This is a genomic window from Mesorhizobium salmacidum (SeqCode) (assembly GCF_037179605.1).
GTDB lineage: Bacteria > Pseudomonadota > Alphaproteobacteria > Rhizobiales > Rhizobiaceae > Mesorhizobium > Mesorhizobium salmacidum.
Genome location: NZ_JAPYKS010000027.1, coordinates 1 through 15,644 on the forward strand (window position 1 = coordinate 1; position 15,644 = coordinate 15,644).

Below are 15,644 nucleotides of genomic sequence, written 5' to 3' on the forward strand. Positions count from 1 at the left end.
AGCGGGCTGATCATCGAACTCGGCCAAGTCTGGGGCGATCCCTTGGCGGGTCGTCGCGTCCAGTATCATCTTGAGCAAATGCTTCTCGATTTCGACGATCTTGCCGCGCCGCGCCCGCTGGCGCTAACGCTCGGCATTCGCGTCGATGCTCGAAATCCGACCTCGACCGAATTGCCGGAAGGGATCGATCAAATCTACGCCTACCTGATGATCGACGGCAAGATCGAGGCTCTGGTGCAGTTCGGTGCGCTCGGGAGAGTGACAAGGCGTCATTGGATTGAACTGCTTCTGAATTTCGTGCCTCCTGAGAAGGTCATACGCGGCCTGTCCGGCTATCAGCGCATGGCGTTTCGCCTCTGGAAGGGCGCCGCGCGGCTGGCGGGCCGATCGCCTGTACCAGGTCTGCAACAGAACGGTGGAGCCGACAAGACGGATAGGTTCGCAGCGAAGGCATTGCTGTCGGCGGCGGGACGCCGGTCTGATCCGGGCAGCCACTACGACAGACTGGCGCGGTTAGCAGCGGAAGCCGAAGAACTGGTGCGTTCGAGTGCCGAGGCGATAGAACCTCTTGCGCCGCCGCGCCGTGTCCGGGCCGAGGGTGGGCGCGACAATGATCGCGCGTCGTTCTGGGATCGCCATTTCGCGACTGAGGATCCCTGGAACTACGGTTCGGCCTATGAGCAGGAAAAATACGAGCGGCAGCTCGAAATTCTGCCGGCCGGTCCCATAGGGCGGGCGCTTGAACTGGCCTGCGCGGAGGGCCACTTCACGCGGCAACTGGCGCCGCTGGTGGGTCATTTGACCGCAACCGACATTTCCGCCGTCGCCATCGAACGGGCGCGCGCGCGCTGCTCGGATCAACTGAATGTCGAGTTCGCCGTGCTGGATTTCGCCGCGGATATCCTGCCGGGTGGAATGGACCTGATCATTTGCTCGGAGGTGCTTTATTTCCTGGACGATCCCGCCGAATTGCGGCACCTCGCCTCAAAACTCGTCGCGGCGTTGGCGCCTGGCGGCAGTCTTGTCAGCGCAAACGCATTCGTGCTTCGGGACAATTTGGAACGGACGGGCTTCGATTGGGATAACAAATTCGGCGCACAAGTGATCTCGGAGACGTTGGCAGCGACGGAGGGCCTCATCCTCGAGCGATCGATCCAGACCGATCTCTACCGCATCGACCGCTTCCGCCGCGTGTCACCTGAGGATGTGGCAACGGAATCGACGATCGACCATGTCCCAATCCGCGCGCCGATCGAAATGGAGGTCGCGCGAAATATCGTCTGGGGCGGGGCGCGGGCGCTGCGCCGCGAGGTCGCGCGCAGCGAGCGGCGGCAACGCATCCCCGTTCTCATGTATCACAGCATCTGCGATGACGGTCCGGCCGCGCTCGCCCGTTATCGGTTGACGCCCGCCGCGTTTGCCGACCAGATGGCATGGCTGCGCGCCAATGGCTTTCACACGATCATTTCCGATCAGCTGGAATGGTTCGTCGCCAACCGCCATCCTTTCGTTGGCCGCCCGGTACTCATCACCTTCGATGATGGTTTCCAGAACTTTGCCGACCAAACCTGGCCGATCTTGCGAGCGAACGACTTGACCGCGGAGGTCTTCCTGGTGACGGACCTGGTGGGGGAAAGCGCGCGGTGGGATGCCGACTTTGGTCCACCGGCGCCGCTCATGGACGCCGGGACGGTGCGTCGCCTCGCCACCGAAGGTGTGTTCTTCGGAAGCCATCTGGCTACGCATCGCGCGATCGATGGTCTTTCGAGCTCCGATCTGGCCGGTGAGCTGTTACGCTCACGGATGTTCATCGAACGGTGGACCGGCCGGCCGACGAAGGCGTTCGCGGCACCTTTCTCGGTCACCGACCGACGGCTTGGCCGGCTGGCCAAGGAGTGCGGCTATCGGATCGGCTTTGGCGGCGGACATGGGCCGGCGGACCTCGATTGCGATCCGATCGACCTTCCCCGCATCGAGATTCGCGGCGATCGTTCGCTCGATGACTTTGTTGCCATTATAGAGGCCGTCCTTCAATGAACGGCGAACCGGTCAGCGTCATCATCCCCGCCTATAACGCGCAAGATACGATCGACGAGACGCTCCGCAGCGTTCGCTCGCAGTCCTACAAGGCGCTTGAGATCATTGTCGTCGACGATGGCTCGCGCGACCAGACTGTTGCCATTGCCCGGCGTCACATGGAGATCGACCCCCGCGTGCGGCTGATCGAGCAGGCAAACGCCGGCGTGGCCGCTGCCCGCAACAGGGGATGGCAAGCGGCGCGATCTGATATGATCGCATTTGTCGATGCCGACGATCTCTGGGCGCCGACCAAGATCGAGCGGCAGATGGCTGTGTTCGATCGGACGGACGAGACAGTAGGGCTCGTCTACTGCTGGTATCTGGTGGTCGATGCCCAGGGTGCGGTAACCGATGACCGGCATCGGCCAAACTGGCGGGGCGATGTGCTTGAACGCCTCTTCCACGGCAATTTCGTTGGCAACGGCAGCGCCGCCCTGGTACGCCGACAGGCACTGATAGACGCCGGCGGTTTCGAGAGCGGGCTGCGCGAGGCCGGCGCGCAGGGTTGTGAAGATATCCTCTTCTACTGCCGCGTCGCCGAAGGGTACCACTTCGAAGTCGTCGAAGAGCCGCTGGTCGGGTATCGCTATCTGCCGGGAAATATGTCGAGCGACATGACTCGCATGCTGCGATCCTGGATGCTCGTGGTGGACGAGATGCTCGGCCGCCACCAGGATGCGGCACCGACGCTGCGTGAGGGCCTGCATTTCTATTCGGCCTGGCTCCTGGAGCGAACGTTGCTCCAGAGGCAACCGCGCTATGTGCTCCCGATCCTGTCACTGTTGCTGCGCCACCATCCGGTGATCGCCATGCGGATAATCGCCTTCGATTTGCCGTGGATCGGTACGCGTCTGGCCAAGCGCGTCGTGACGAGGCTGGCGCGCGGTCGGGGGCCGATCCGCCCGCAGGTGACCACGCGCTTCCCGATCGGGGACCTGAAATGAGCGACGCCAAGGACGCCATACGCCGCGGTGCGGTCCGTGCTTCGTTGCGCGATCTTTCACACCTGCTTCGCATCGTTGGAAAGCCGCGCTGGGCGACCCCCGTGCTGCTGGCGCTTGGTTTTCTGTCGTCCTTGGCCGAGACGCTCGGCATCACCCTGATCCTGCTGTTCCTCTATCTGGTGTCCAACCGGATCACGGAGGCAGGAGGTGGCCTTCAAGGTCGAGCGCTGGGCCTGGCAGTCGCCTGGTTCGGTAGTCCTACCCGGCTCGCCTTGGCGATCCTGCTGCTCATCCTCGTGCGTGGTGCACTGGCGCTGGTATATTCGTTGATCAGCTCCAGCATTGGCGAACGGATCAGCGAACGGTCGCGAAACCTCGTCCACCAACAATATCTCAGGGTCGCTTTCGGAACCATCCAGCAGCACGAGCAATCGCAACTCATGGAGGTGCTCGGGACGGAATCGTGGTTGGTCGCGCAGGCTTATGGCGCGGTCACCCGGCTCATCATAAATAGCTGCTCGATCGTCGTGTTCGCTGTCTTCCTGCTCACGATCTCCTGGAAGATCCTGCTGATCGCAGCCCTCGGCTCAATCGCGATCTCCGCGATCTTGCGCATCTTTTCGCGGCCCGCGCGAGACCTGGGCCATCAGGTGAAGAAGATCCACCAATTGCTCGGCGAGCACATGCTCATGACGCTCCAGGCGTTGCGCACCATCCGCGCCTACGGACAGGAGGCGCTTCATCAGCGCCGCTTCGTGCAATCGTCGGCGGCCGCGCGCAACGCTTCGTTGTCCATGATCCGCCTGTCGTCATGGATCGGGCCAACCACCGAGATCGGCTATCTCGGAATGTTGGGCTCCATCGTTCTGGTCTCGGGGTGGTGGCACATCAGCTTCGAGGTGACGCTGGCCGCGGTCGCGCTGCTGTATCGATTGCAACCGCATACCCAGGAATTCGAAAGCAACCTGCTGTTTCTGGCGCAGATGCAGCCGCAACTGCGCTCGGTGCTGGAGATGATCCAGTCCGAAGACAAGGAATATCCATCGCAGGGAACGATCGCGCTCAGGAATTTGGACGCGAGTATCGTCTTCGAGCGCGTCACCTTCGGATATGATCCAAACGCGCCGGTGCTCACGGACCTGTCGCTCGAGATTCCAGCCGGAGTAACCACGGCCCTGATCGGCGCAAGTGGCGCCGGCAAGACCACGATCGTCAATCTCCTCCTGCGGCTGTACGAACCAACCTCCGGAGAGATCAAGATCGACGGTACCCGGCTCCAGGATATCAGGCGGGACGATTGGCTTTCCAAGATCGCGGTGACCGGGCAGGACGTCGACCTGGTCGAGGGCACGGTGACGGAGAACATCCGAATGGCCAAAGCCGATGCGACCGAAGAAGAGATCCTTGCCGCCGCCCGCAGTGCGGGTGTCGCGGCATTCGTCGAGGACCTTCCCGACGGTTACGACACCTGGATCGGACAGGAAGGACTGCGATTTTCCGGTGGCCAGCGGCAGCGCATCGGCCTCGCGCGAGCTGTACTGCGCGATCCGGACTTCCTGATCCTGGATGAGGCGATGAACGCGCTCGATACCGCGCTCGAGGACCAGGTGCGGCGTGCGATTGATAGAAAGCTTGGCAACAGGACCATTTTGCTGATCACGCACCGCATCGAAACGGCGCGTGACGCCGCAAACGTCATTTGGATAGAGGACGGCAGAGTGAACAGCCAAGGGCCCGCTTCTCTCGTCGTTCCTCAATATCAACGTCGCCAGCACGAAATCGTATGTGCCTCCGAGGCCGAGGGTAAGTGATCCCTCCTCGAAGACGCCGCTTTCTGGATGGTGGCGTAGGGCCACCCGGCCGTCTGGCGTAGCTATCGGCTGCGATACCAAGCCAATGCCGTCTCGACGATCCTGTCGATTCCAGATTGCTCGGGCACCCAGCCGAGTTCCCGGTACGCCTTGCCGGCCGCGGCCACGAGCGCTGGCGGGTCACCAGCCCTGCGCGGACCGTAGGCCACCGGAACGCGCGATCCCGAAGCCCGGTTCACCGCATCGACCAATTCCTTCACCGTCGTTCCGGTTCCGGTTCCGAGATTGTAGACGTCGACACCCTTGTCGCGGAGAAGCTTCTCCCCTGCCAGGACGTGGGCACGCGCGAGATCGGTGACATGGACATAGTCCCGCACCGCGGTTCCATCGCGGGTGTCGAAGTCGGTGCCGTTGACGGTAAAGATCCGGCCCGGCCTGACCGCCGCCTCGATAGCGAGCGGTATGACGTGTGTTTCCGGTTCATGCCGTTCACCGATCTCGCCGTCGGGATCGCATCCGGCCGCGTTGAAATACCGGAGCACGACCGCGTTCAGACCATGGGCGAACGACAGGCTGTCCACCATCCGTTCTATGATGAATTTCGACCATCCATAGGGATTGATGGGCGACTGCGGATGCATTTCGTCAATCGGCGAGCGAACCGGTACGCCATAGGACGCGCAAGTGCTGGAAAAGATCAGCTTGTCGGCGCCGACCTTCAGCATTTCCTCGAACAGAACCAGCGAGCCGAAACTGTTGTTTCGGTAATAGAGTTCCGGGCGCTCGACAGACTCGCCCACATAGGCGTAGGCGGCGAAATGCGCCACCACATCGGGCTTGTATTGCCGCAGCGCCGCCGACACGGCCGCGGCGTCGCAAATATCGCCCTCGACGAGCGGCCCCCATTTGACCGCGTCGCGCCAACCGCGCGAGAGATTGTCATATGCAATGACGGACCAACCGGCTTCGGCGAAAGCCTTGCAACAATGTGATCCGATATAGCCGGCCCCGCCGGTGACCAGGACTGTCTTCATTCGGCGGCCGCGGGCCGCAAATGCCCAGACGAAGCCAAGCCTTCGAAATAGGCGATGGTCTTGGCAAGACCATCTCGCAATGCGGTTTCCGGCCTCCAATTCAACTCGTGCAAGGCTGTCCCGATATCGGGTTGTCGCTGTTTTGGATCGTCGATCGGCAGCGGCATAAATTCGATAGTCGACCGGCTTCCAGTGAGCTCGATCACAAGATTCGCGAGTTCGAGCATCGTAAATTCGACCGGATTGCCAAGGTTGATCGGACCGGTAACATCGTCAGCCGTCTGCATCATGCGAACCAGACCTTCGATGAGATCGTCGACATAACAAAATGAACGTGTTTGCTGGCCCGTGCCGTACACTGTTATCGGCTCGTTCTGCAGTGCTTGCACGATGAAGTTGGAAATGACGCGGCCGTCGTCCGGACGCATCCTCGGGCCGTATGTGTTGAAGATGCGCGCGACTTTGATCCGCAGCCTGTGCTGTCGCCAATAGTCGAAAAACAGAGTTTCGGCACATCTTTTGCCTTCGTCGTAACAGGAACGAGGTCCTACCGGGTTTACCCGGCCCCAATAGTCCTCGGTCTGCGGGTGAATTTCGGGGTCGCCGTAAACTTCCGACGTGGACGCCTGAAGAATTTTTGCGTAAACGCGCTTGGCGAGGCCCAGCATGTTGATTGCCCCGTGGACGCTGGTCTTGGTCGTCTGGACCGGATCGAACTGGTAGTGAACCGGGCTCGCAGGGCAGGCGAGATTGTATATCTCATCAACTTCTACGTAGAGTGGAAACGTGACATCGTGGCGGATGATCTCGAAGGACCTGTTGTCGAGCAAATGCGAGACGTTTCTTCGGCTTCCGGTGAAGAAATTGTCGACACATATAACCTCGTGACCTTCGCCAAGCAGTCGCTCGCACAAGAACGATCCCAGGAAACCCGCGCCTCCAGTGACCAGGATTCGTTTTGCCACCTGCATTTTGGGATCTCCAGGCCGATTTAGGACAGGTCAGGAACTAGCCTGACAGTTGGGCGACTTTCCAGCCTACCGCTTTCAATTTACATTACCGACAAGACATGTTGCCTAAGTGCGCGCCCAGCGGTGACTCGGCATTGTTCGGATCACATGAAGGGCATGGGTTGGCTAACTGCCTGCTAGCCCATTGATTTTCCAAGGGCTTCCCGCCCCGCGGGTCCACCATCAGCCTTGACTTAAGAGGCCCGCGCGGGCCGATGCGGATGCGCTGCGTCCCCCCGGTCATGGCCGCCAAAACGCCTTTTCAGCTTTCCTTGTTTGAGGTCGCCCGCGCCGGGAGTATTAGTCGCCACGGAATTCGTGAGGAGGAAGAGATGACGCCGAATTTCGACCCGAGGGCGAAGGCCACGACGCTCTATCATGGCGAATTCAGGCCGATGTTCATCGGCGGCATGTGGGTCGCGGCGCAGTCCGGCGAGGAGATGCAGGCGCTGAACCCGGCGACCGGCGAAGTGCTGGCGACGGTGCCGCGTGGCGGAGCTGCCGATGTCGACGCGGCGGTGGCGGCGGCGCGCGCGGCGTTCGAAGGTCCCTGGTCCAAGTTCTCGCCCTACGAGCGGCAGTGCGTGCTGCTCAGGATCGCCGACCTGTTCGAGGTACATTGGGAGGAGCTCAGCGTCTCCGACACGCTCGACATGGGGCTGCCGATCACGCGCACGCTTGCCAACCGGCGCCGCGTCATCGGCATGCTGCGCTTCTATGGCGGCATGGCGACCGCGCTGCATGGCGAGGCGATCGACAATTCCATTCCCGGCGAGATCGTCACCTTCACAAGGCGCGAACCGGTCGGCGTCGTTGGCGCGATCATTCCCTGGAATGCGCCGACCGCGGCCTCGATCTGGAAGATCGCGCCGGCGCTCGCCACGGGCTGCACTGTCGTGCTGAAACCTTCGGAGGATGCATCGCTGACGCCGCTGCTGATCGCCCGGCTGATGCAGGAAGCGGGCGTACCCGACGGCGTCGTCAACATCGTCACCGGAACCGGCGCCGAAGCGGGTGCGCGGCTCGCCGAACACCCCGACGTCAACAAGATCGTCTTCACCGGCTCGACGCTGACAGGCCAAGCGATCGCGCGGGCTGGGGTGACCAATCTCAAGCGGGTTTCGCTGGAGCTGGGCGGCAAGTCACCGATCATCGTCTGCCGCGACGCCGATATCGACAAGGCCGTTCCGATCGCGGCGATGGCGGTGTTCGTGCATTCGGGCCAGATCTGCATTGCCGGCTCGCGCCTGTTCGTGGCGCGCGAAATCCATGACGAATTCGTGCGCCGGCTGGCCGAGTTCGCCGGCAGGCTGCGCGTCGGCCACGGCATCGAGGCGGAAACCGAAATCGGACCTCTCATCAATGCCAGGCAAGCCGGCAAGGTGGACGGCTACATCAAGGCCGGCAGCGACGAAGGCGCCGAACTGGTCGCCGGCGGCTCGCGGCTGACAGGCGAACTCTATGATGGCGGCAACTTCATCGCGCCGACCGTGTTCGGCGCGGTGTCGGACACCATGACCATCGCGCGCGAAGAGATTTTTGGGCCGGTCATTTCGGCGATGCCGTTCGATACGCTCGACGAGGCCGTCACCCGCGCCAACGCAACGCCTTACGGTCTGGCCGCCGGCATCTTCACAAGCCATCTCGGCACCGCCCACAAGCTGGCGCGCCGCATCAAGGCCGGCTCGGTCTGGGTCAACATGTACCATGCCATCGACCCGGCGGTGCCGTTCGGTGGCATGAAGATGTCCGGCTATGGTCGCGAAGGCGGCGTCGAGCATCTGCACGAGTATCTGGAGACCAAATCGGTCTGGATCCAGACCGACTAGGTCTCCCGACATTCAGGTGAGGCCGGGCGGCATTGCGTCCGGCCGCAAATCGCTGGCAACGCCCTGGTCCAGGAACTTCTCGTCATCTGAGGATTTGAATATAAGATGGAATCCAAACAGAAGGGTGCTTGCGATGACGACCAAACGGTTAGCGATCTGCGCTCTTGCCCTCGCAATGGGCTTCGGCATGTCTCCGTCGGCATTCGCGGGGGCCAAGCACCGTCATTACCAACGGGGCGAACAGGAACGCTACGTTCCCGCGAACGACGATCTCATCGATTTCCTGTTCGGCGGCCCGCGCTATTACGACCAGCAGTTGTTCACGACGGCTGCGGGGGCCTGCTCCTACCACCGGACTGGTCCGGACGGGTTTGCGATAAACAAGATCAACGATCACCACTGCGGGAAATAGTCGGCTGCCGGCCATCAGGCCAGCACGGCGGGAACGTGACACGATCCGCCGGTGCCGCTTCTCGTGCGGGTACGGCGCCTACGAGGCTCGCATCAGCTTGCCGTAGCGCTTGATCAGCCGGTCGCGCTTGAGGCGCGTCAGCCTGTGCGTCCAGAACAGCCCGTCGAGCTGATCGATCTCATGCTGGTGGCAAACCGCCAGCAGGCCCTCGGCATCCTCGAACCGCTCATTGCCATCCAGATCCTGATAGCCGACGCGTATGCGGGCGTGCCGCTCGATGTCCTCGGTGACGCCGGGCATCGAAACGCTGCCTTCCGCGTGACGGATCATCTCGGTGGAGGCCTGGATGACAGATGGATTTACATAGATTCCCGGCTTTGCGGCGGAAGGAAGCTGGATCACGACCAGGCGTTTCAAGAGGCCGATATGCGGGCCGGTGATGCCGATCCCGGGAGCCGCGTGCATGGTGTCGATGAGATCGCCGGCCAAACCGTGCAGGTCCCTGTCGAACAGCTCTACAGGCTCTGCGACGGCACGGAGGAGGGGATTGGGGAACTTTATGATCGGTCGAACCGCCACGGACCTCGTCCTATCTGCCAATTATCTTCGCCCGGTGAGACCGTAGGCGACCGGCGAACACAGGCATAGCCTGGCACGGCGCCATCACGGTTCCGCCAGGCCCGCACGGATTTCGGCATCGTGCTCGCCGCGCGCCGGGCTCTTGGTCGGTGTCCACGGCGCGCCTGCGGAAAAGCGCGGCGCGGCCGCAGTCTGAAGCGCGCCGTCCACCGTCTGCCATGTGCCACGGGCCGCCATGTGCGGATGCCGGGCGGCTTCATGGGGGCTGAGGACTGGACCGACGCAGGCGTCGGACCCTTCGAACAGTTTGGCCCATTCATCGCGAGGTCTCGTGGCAAAAATCGCTGCAAGCCGGTCGCCGAGCGCCGGCCAGAGATCGCGATCGAACTGGTTGGCGAATTGCGAATCGGCGGCGAGGCCAAGCCTGGCGAGGAAGAGCGCGTAGAATTTCGGCTCGATGCACTGGACGCTGATGAAGCCGTCATCCGATGTCCGGTAGACGCGGCACCAATGCGGTCCATCGAGCAGGCTTTGACCGCGCTCGGCTGCGAGCGCGCCGGACTGGCCGAGCGACATCAGCAGGTTCATCATGTGGGCCGAGCCGTCGACGATCGCGGCATCGACGATGGTGCCTTTGCCGCCGGCGCGGGCATTCATGATGCCGGCCAGCATGCCGATCACCAGGTAGAGCCCGCCGCCGCCTATGTCGCCGACCAGCGTCGGCGGCGCCATGGGCGGTTCTCCCGGCAAGGAGGCGTACCAGAGCGCGCCCGACAGGCCGATATAGTTCATGTCATGCCCTGCGGTGGAGGCCAGCGGTCCGTCCTGGCCCCAGCCGGTCATGCGGCCGTAGACCAGGCGCGGGTTGGCCGCGAGGCAGGCCTCCGGGCCGAGCCCGAGACGCTCCATCACGCCGGGCCGGAACCCCTCGATCAGCCCGTCGGCGGTGGCGATGAGGCGCATCAGCACGGCCGCGTCGTCATCATTCTTCAGGTCGAGCGCGATGGAGCGCTTGCCGCGATCGAGCAGCGAGCGCTCAGGCTGACCAGGTACAGCTGGGTGCTTGCGGTGGACGACGATGACGTCGGCGCCGTGATCGGCGAGCAGCATGCCGGCGAAAGGCGCCGGCCCCAGCGCCTCGATCTCGACGATGCGGATTCCCCTGAGCATCCCATCCTCCACAGCGTTGGTGCTTGGTATTGCGAACTTTTGGCACCGAGAGGGCGACGGTGTGTAACCCCGCTCTTTTGCCATTGAAGCACGTGCCGCTCGCATATACTTCACGGCGATGAAGAAAATCGGTTTCCTGTCATTCGGGCACTGGACGCCCTCGTCGCAATCGCAGGTGCGTTCAGCTTCGGACGCGCTGCTGCAATCCATCGATCTCGCGGTCGCGGCCGAGCAGCTCGGCGCGGACGGCGCCTATTTCCGCGTGCATCACTTCGCCCGCCAGCTCGCATCGCCATTCCCGCTGCTGGCGGCCGTCGGCGCCAAGACCAGCCGCATCGAGATCGGTACGGCGGTCATCGATATGCGCTACGAAAATCCGCTTTACATGGCCGAGGATGCGGGTGCCGCCGACATCATCGCCGGCGGACGCCTGCAGCTCGGCATCAGCCGCGGCTCGCCCGAGCAGGTGATCGATGGCTGGCGTTACTTCGGCTACGTGCCGCAGGAAGGCAAAAGCGACGCCGACATGGCCCGCCACCACGCCGAGGTTTTTCTCGATACGCTGCGTGGCGAAGGCTTCGCCCAACCTAATCCAAGGCCGATGTTTCCCAATCCGCCCGGCCTGCTCAGGCTCGAGCCGCATTCGGAGGGCTTGCGCGAGCGCATCTGGTGGGGCGCGGCCACCAACGCAACCTCGCAATGGGCGGCGAAGCTCGGCATGAATTTGCAGAGCTCGACGTTGAAATTCGACGAGAGCGGCAAGCCGTTCCATGTCCAACAGGCCGAGCAGATCCGCATCTATCGCGAGGCGTGGAAGGCGGCCGGACATGAACGCGAACCGCGCGTCTCGGTCAGCCGCAGCATCTTCGCGCTGGTCGACGATCGCGACCGCGCCTATTTCGGCCGCGGTAATGAGAGCCGCGACCAGATCGGCTTCATCGAGGAGAATACGCGGGCAATCTTCGGCCGCAGCTACGCCGCGGAGCCGGACGTGCTGATCAAGGAGCTTGCGCAGGACGAGGCGATCGCCGAGGCCGATACGCTGCTGCTCACGGTTCCCAACCAGCTCGGCGTCGACTACAACGCCCATGTCATCGAGGCGATCCTCACCCATGTCGCGCCGGCGCTCGGCTGGCGCTGACCCATGCGGCGAGCGGTCGTCGGTCTAATGGATCGAGGGAGGTTGCCGCATGTCGAAGAAAGCCCTGATTGCCTGGGGCGGCTGGGAAGGCCACACACCGGAGCGCAGCGCCAACGTCGTGCGCGATATGCTCGAGCGTAACGGGTTCGCGGTCACGCTCGGCCACGGCACGGCGATGTTCGCCGATCCGGACCTCGCTTCATTCGATCTCATCGTGCCTGTCATCACCATGTCGACGATCGAAAAAGCGGAACTGAAGAACCTGACGCAGGCGGTTCGCCAAGGGAGCGGGCTCGGCGGTTTTCACGGCACGATGGGCGACAGCTTTAGAAATGAGCCGGACTACCAGTTCATGACCGGCGGCCAATGGGTCGCGCATCCCGGCGACATCATCGACTATCGTGTCTTCATCGCCCGGCCGGACGACCCGATCACCAGCGGCGTCAGTGGCTTCGCCTACCGGTCGGAGCAATATTACATGCATGTCGACCCGGCCAACGAGGTGCTGGCGACGACCACCTTCACCGACGCGCATTTCCCCGGGATTGGCGGTGTCGTCATGCCGGTCGTCTGGAAGCGCCGCTATGGCGCCGGCAAGGTCTTTTACAGTTCGCTTGGCCACACGGCGGACGAGTTCGCGGTGCCGGAAATGGCGCTGATTGCCGAGCGCGGTTTGCTGTGGGCCGCGCGCTAGCCGTAAGCGCGGTTTCATGAAATCCTGGGCTTAGGGTCGGAGGAGATGCGCGGAGACGGTGATGGACACCCGGGATAGCTGGTCAGCGTCCGAAAAGAAGATCGCGCGCCGGGCGTTCGATGCGGCGTTGGAGGTGGCGCTGGCAAAGACGATGGCCGAGTTCAAGAGCAAGGCCAGTGCAGCTACGCAACCTTCCGAGATGTGGGAGGTCGAGGATTTTTTGCGGGAACAGCGACGGGAGATCGACTGGATGTTCGACTACCGTTACTCCCAGCTTCTGGACGTGTTTACCCGTCTCATTCTCGCAGGGCATATGGACGAAGCTCTCATCTCCGGCTTGTCGCAAGACAAGCTGGAAACGATCCGCTCGTACCTTGCCTATGCCGCAAAGCGTTAAATCTTGATCAGGCTCTACCAGTCGGCGACCCGATCGCCGCCGGTAAATTGCGCGCTTTTGCCGGTGTATTCGAACAGTTCGATCTTCACGCCGTTGGGGTCGCGCAGCCAGGCCTGGTAGGTGTCATCGCAGGCGAGTTTCTTGGCGGTGACGTCGACGTCCATGGACGTGATGTGGGCGATCGCTGCATCGATGTTCTCGACCTCCAGGCAGAAATGGTTGATCTGGTCCGTCTCGCTGAAACACGCCCCATCCTTCTGGAAAACCTCGACATGGCTGCGGCCGCCACAATTGAGGTAGAACCCGGAAACCGCTCCGTCGCGCAGGAAGTTGAACTGGATTTTCATGCCCAGGACATCGCGATAGAAGCGCCGCGTCTCCTCGAGGTCGTTGGCGAAGATGCAGACATGGGCGAGTTGCTTGACTTTGATCATGGCTGGGTCCTGTGGTCTGGCCGGTTGCGCAGGCGGCCCGTACAGCGCATCATCACCCGATTCCGCCGGTAACCGCATAGGCGCCGGCGGTGCTCCCATCCGGCAGCCGCACCACAGCGCTCACGATCGAGCCGTAGGAGCCGCGCCAGACACTGTGGAGCCGCTGGTGCTCGGCGGTCGGGACGAGCGTATGCCCGGTGAAGCGCGCACCGCTGCGTTGCATCGCGACGGGCTCTCCGTTGACATGGACGTTGATGACGGCGTCCCCGGTTTCGCGTTCGTCGACAGGCAGGTCAATCGTGACGGTGATCTCATCCTGATCGCCAGAATTGATCGTCTCGGCCGCAAGCTTGATGGTGAGCGCAGGCGCCTTGCCGTTGCCGGCCCGGACGGGTCGGCCTGAAAACAGGTCCTCGGCCAGCTCGGGCGTGCGCGGCGGGCGGGTGCGGCGCTGGGTCGATTGTTCGAAATCGCCGGCCATGCGCAGCAGCCTTTCGTCGTCATAGGCCTTGCCGGCGAAGGTCAGGCCGACCGGCATGCCGGTGTCGGCCATGGTGCCCATCGGCACGGTGACGGTCGGGATGCCGAAATGGCGCCAGACCAGATTGCCGTTGGCGACCCAGGTGCCGTTGCGCCAGGCAAGATCGGCGGACGCTTCGTTGACGTCGGCCTCGGCCGGGCCGACATCGGCGGCGGCCGGCAGCACCACGGCGTCGAGGCGGTTGGCGTCGAGCCAGTCCTCGAAATCGATGCGCCTTGTCATCTCCAGCCCCTTGATGCCGTCCTCCAGCGTGGGAATGTCGGCCAACGGCGTGACGCCCGATCTCGCGCGCTCGACATACTGCGCCAAGTCGAAGCCGCCGTCATAACGGTCTGGCAGCGTGCCGGGCGGCTGCGGGAAAATCCTGGGGCCGTCGACCGCGGCGAGATCGGGTAAAGCGGGGTCGGCATTGGCGCGCAGGAAATCGTCCCAGCCCCAGATGCTGAGGTCCCAGAGTTCGCGCTCGGCGAAATCCCGCGGCACCAGTCCGCGCTCGACCATGGTTCGCGCGCCGGGGCGGTCGCGCTCATAGTTGGAGACGACGGGAAAATCGACCTCGACCACCTCGGCGGCGAGCCGCCGCAAATCCGCAGCCGCTTGCTCCCATAGGGCGAGCACCGAGGCGCGGGTTTCGATCGGCCGGTCGGCCTCGCCGTCGCGGCCGATATACATTCTGGGCACGCCGAGCCGCATGCCTTTCAGCGATCCGGCAAGCGCTAGATTCGTATAGCGGGGCGGGCGTAGCTCGGAACTCTTGGGCAGCGCGACCCAGGGCTGCGCGCGCCAGAAATCGCCTCGCGTTTCCGGATCGTCGGCGACGATGACATCGAGCAGTTCCAGCATGTCGGGTACGCTGCGCGTGTGCGGCACCACCACGTCCATGGTCGGCACCAAGGGCCAGTTGCCGCGCACCGAGATGACACCGCGCGAGGGCGTGTAGGCGACGAGCGCATTGTTGGTTGCCGGCGCGCGGCCGGACGACCAGGTCTCCTCGCCGAGCCCGAAGGCGCAGAAGCTGGCCGCCGTCGCCGTGCCCGAGCCATTGGAGGAGCCCGACGCGAAGGCGGCGGTCAGGTAATCGGCATTGTAGGGGCTTTCGGCGCGGCCATAGACGCCGCGCTGCATGCCGCCATTGGCCATCGGCGGCATGTTGGTGAGGCCGATCAGCACCGCGCCGCCGGCACGCAGCCGGGCGATGGTGAAGGCGTCGTCGTTGGCGACGAGATGCTCGAAGGCCGGCGAGCCGGCGGCGACCGTCAGGCCCTTGACCTTGTAGCTGTCCTTGGCGGTGTAGGGGATGCCGTCGAGCGGCCCGAGCGTCTTTCCTTGCCGGCGCCGCTCGTCGGAAGCGGCGGCTTCCTCGAACATGGCAGGGTTGATCACCGGCACTGCGTTCAGCGCGATGCCGTGCCGGTCGAAATACGCGATGCGCCTGAGATAGGCCGCGACCAGCTCGATGCTGGTGACGAGGCCGTCATCGAGCGCGCGCCGCAGTTGGTCGATCGTTGCTTCGACGAGGTGAAGGCTGGCGTCGGTCATCATTGGTCCCGGGCGGTTGTTTGTTCGCCA

At 63.3% G+C, this 15,644-nt stretch carries 13 protein-coding genes and 1 pseudogene; 8 read left to right on the top strand and 6 right to left on the bottom strand.

What is annotated here, in order from left to right; all coding sequences use genetic code 11:
• Positions 1–6 precede the first annotated feature (6 nt).
• The 3 genes and pseudogenes from O7A60_RS26825 to O7A60_RS26835 form a co-directional block, all read left to right on the top strand.
• Positions 7–2,037 (top strand): annotated as a pseudogene (locus O7A60_RS26825) (SAM-dependent methyltransferase); the annotation flags it as partial.
• Positions 2,034–3,023, top strand: coding sequence for a glycosyltransferase family 2 protein (locus O7A60_RS26830; protein WP_337108756.1), 990 nt, complete (start codon positions 2,034–2,036; stop codon positions 3,021–3,023). The pseudogene O7A60_RS26825 and the gene O7A60_RS26830, both read left to right, overlap by 4 nt.
• Positions 3,020–4,834, top strand: coding sequence for an ABC transporter ATP-binding protein (locus tag O7A60_RS26835; RefSeq protein ID WP_337108757.1), 1,815 nt, complete (start codon positions 3,020–3,022; stop codon positions 4,832–4,834). Before O7A60_RS26830 ends, O7A60_RS26835 begins: the two co-directional genes overlap by 4 nt.
• 62 nt (positions 4,835–4,896) lie before the next feature.
• Here O7A60_RS26835 and galE read toward each other — a convergent pair whose 3' ends face one another.
• Both galE and O7A60_RS26845 read right to left on the bottom strand, forming a co-directional pair.
• The gene (gene galE, locus O7A60_RS26840) at positions 4,897–5,868 is read right to left on the bottom strand and encodes a UDP-glucose 4-epimerase GalE (RefSeq protein ID WP_337108758.1); all 972 of its coding nucleotides are present in this window, start codon (positions 5,866–5,868) and stop codon (positions 4,897–4,899) included.
• A complete protein-coding gene (locus O7A60_RS26845; RefSeq protein ID WP_337108759.1) occupies positions 5,865–6,839 on the bottom strand; it encodes a UDP-glucuronic acid decarboxylase family protein in 975 nt (324 codons plus the stop codon). The genes galE and O7A60_RS26845 overlap by 4 nt, the downstream gene beginning before the upstream one ends.
• Before the next feature lie 371 nt (positions 6,840–7,210).
• Here O7A60_RS26845 and O7A60_RS26850 point away from each other — a divergent pair, with 371 nt between their 5' ends.
• Both O7A60_RS26850 and O7A60_RS26855 read left to right on the top strand, forming a co-directional pair.
• Positions 7,211–8,707 carry an aldehyde dehydrogenase family protein gene (locus O7A60_RS26850; protein ID WP_337108760.1) on the top strand — a complete coding sequence of 499 codons (1,497 nt, stop codon included), beginning with the start codon at positions 7,211–7,213 and terminating at the stop codon, positions 8,705–8,707.
• Positions 8,708–8,840: 133 nt separating this feature from the next.
• Positions 8,841–9,119: a hypothetical protein gene (locus O7A60_RS26855; RefSeq protein WP_337108761.1), complete on the top strand. Its 279-nt coding sequence runs from the start codon at positions 8,841–8,843 to the stop codon at positions 9,117–9,119.
• A gap of 78 nt (positions 9,120–9,197) precedes the next feature.
• Here O7A60_RS26855 and O7A60_RS26860 read toward each other — a convergent pair whose 3' ends face one another.
• Together O7A60_RS26860 and O7A60_RS26865 are read right to left on the bottom strand one after the other, a co-directional pair.
• Positions 9,198–9,698 carry a peptide deformylase gene (locus O7A60_RS26860; RefSeq protein WP_337108762.1) on the bottom strand — a complete coding sequence of 167 codons (501 nt, stop codon included), beginning with the start codon at positions 9,696–9,698 and terminating at the stop codon, positions 9,198–9,200.
• Between the two features lie 84 nt (positions 9,699–9,782).
• Positions 9,783–10,868, bottom strand: a complete 1,086-nt coding sequence (locus O7A60_RS26865; RefSeq protein WP_337108763.1) for a CaiB/BaiF CoA transferase family protein — start codon at positions 10,866–10,868, stop codon at positions 9,783–9,785.
• A 118-nt stretch (positions 10,869–10,986) separates the two neighbouring features.
• Between O7A60_RS26865 and O7A60_RS26870 the strand changes: the two genes are divergently transcribed.
• From O7A60_RS26870 to O7A60_RS26880, 3 genes are all read left to right on the top strand, one after another.
• Positions 10,987–12,009 carry an LLM class flavin-dependent oxidoreductase gene (locus tag O7A60_RS26870; RefSeq protein WP_337108764.1) on the top strand — a complete coding sequence of 341 codons (1,023 nt, stop codon included), beginning with the start codon at positions 10,987–10,989 and terminating at the stop codon, positions 12,007–12,009.
• A 49-nt stretch (positions 12,010–12,058) separates the two neighbouring features.
• Positions 12,059–12,703, top strand: coding sequence for a ThuA domain-containing protein (locus O7A60_RS26875; RefSeq protein ID WP_337108765.1), 645 nt, complete (start codon positions 12,059–12,061; stop codon positions 12,701–12,703).
• Between the two features lie 61 nt (positions 12,704–12,764).
• The gene (locus O7A60_RS26880; protein WP_027145624.1) at positions 12,765–13,100 is read left to right on the top strand and encodes a hypothetical protein; all 336 of its coding nucleotides are present in this window, start codon (positions 12,765–12,767) and stop codon (positions 13,098–13,100) included.
• 14 nt (positions 13,101–13,114) lie between these two features.
• On the opposite strand, the gene O7A60_RS26885 is transcribed toward O7A60_RS26880, so the two are convergent.
• Positions 13,115–13,534, bottom strand: coding sequence for a VOC family protein (locus O7A60_RS26885; RefSeq protein WP_337108766.1), 420 nt, complete (start codon positions 13,532–13,534; stop codon positions 13,115–13,117).
• A gap of 52 nt (positions 13,535–13,586) precedes the next feature.
• Complete coding sequence (locus O7A60_RS26890; RefSeq protein WP_337108767.1) at positions 13,587–15,614, bottom strand: amidase; 2,028 nt, start codon at positions 15,612–15,614, stop codon at positions 13,587–13,589.
• Between the last annotated feature and the right edge of the window lie 30 nt (positions 15,615–15,644).

Excerpts from the sequence above, each read along its gene's own strand:
- O7A60_RS26830 (WP_337108756.1), top strand. The coding sequence starts at position 2,034 with ATGAACGGCGAACCGGTCAGCGTCATCATCCCCGCCTATAACGCGCAA.
- O7A60_RS26835 (WP_337108757.1), top strand. The coding sequence starts at position 3,020 with ATGAGCGACGCCAAGGACGCCATACGCCGCGGTGCGGTCCGTGCTTCG.
- galE (WP_337108758.1), bottom strand. The coding sequence starts at position 5,868 with ATGAAGACAGTCCTGGTCACCGGCGGGGCCGGCTATATCGGATCACAT.
- O7A60_RS26845 (WP_337108759.1), bottom strand. The coding sequence starts at position 6,839 with ATGCAGGTGGCAAAACGAATCCTGGTCACTGGAGGCGCGGGTTTCCTG.
- O7A60_RS26850 (WP_337108760.1), top strand. The coding sequence starts at position 7,211 with ATGACGCCGAATTTCGACCCGAGGGCGAAGGCCACGACGCTCTATCAT.
- O7A60_RS26855 (WP_337108761.1), top strand. The coding sequence starts at position 8,841 with ATGACGACCAAACGGTTAGCGATCTGCGCTCTTGCCCTCGCAATGGGC.
- O7A60_RS26865 (WP_337108763.1), bottom strand. The coding sequence starts at position 10,868 with ATGCTCAGGGGAATCCGCATCGTCGAGATCGAGGCGCTGGGGCCGGCG.
- O7A60_RS26870 (WP_337108764.1), top strand. The coding sequence starts at position 10,987 with ATGAAGAAAATCGGTTTCCTGTCATTCGGGCACTGGACGCCCTCGTCG.
- O7A60_RS26875 (WP_337108765.1), top strand. The coding sequence starts at position 12,059 with ATGTCGAAGAAAGCCCTGATTGCCTGGGGCGGCTGGGAAGGCCACACA.
- O7A60_RS26880 (WP_027145624.1), top strand. The coding sequence starts at position 12,765 with ATGGACACCCGGGATAGCTGGTCAGCGTCCGAAAAGAAGATCGCGCGC.
- O7A60_RS26885 (WP_337108766.1), bottom strand. The coding sequence starts at position 13,534 with ATGATCAAAGTCAAGCAACTCGCCCATGTCTGCATCTTCGCCAACGAC.
- O7A60_RS26890 (WP_337108767.1), bottom strand. The coding sequence starts at position 15,614 with ATGACCGACGCCAGCCTTCACCTCGTCGAAGCAACGATCGACCAACTG.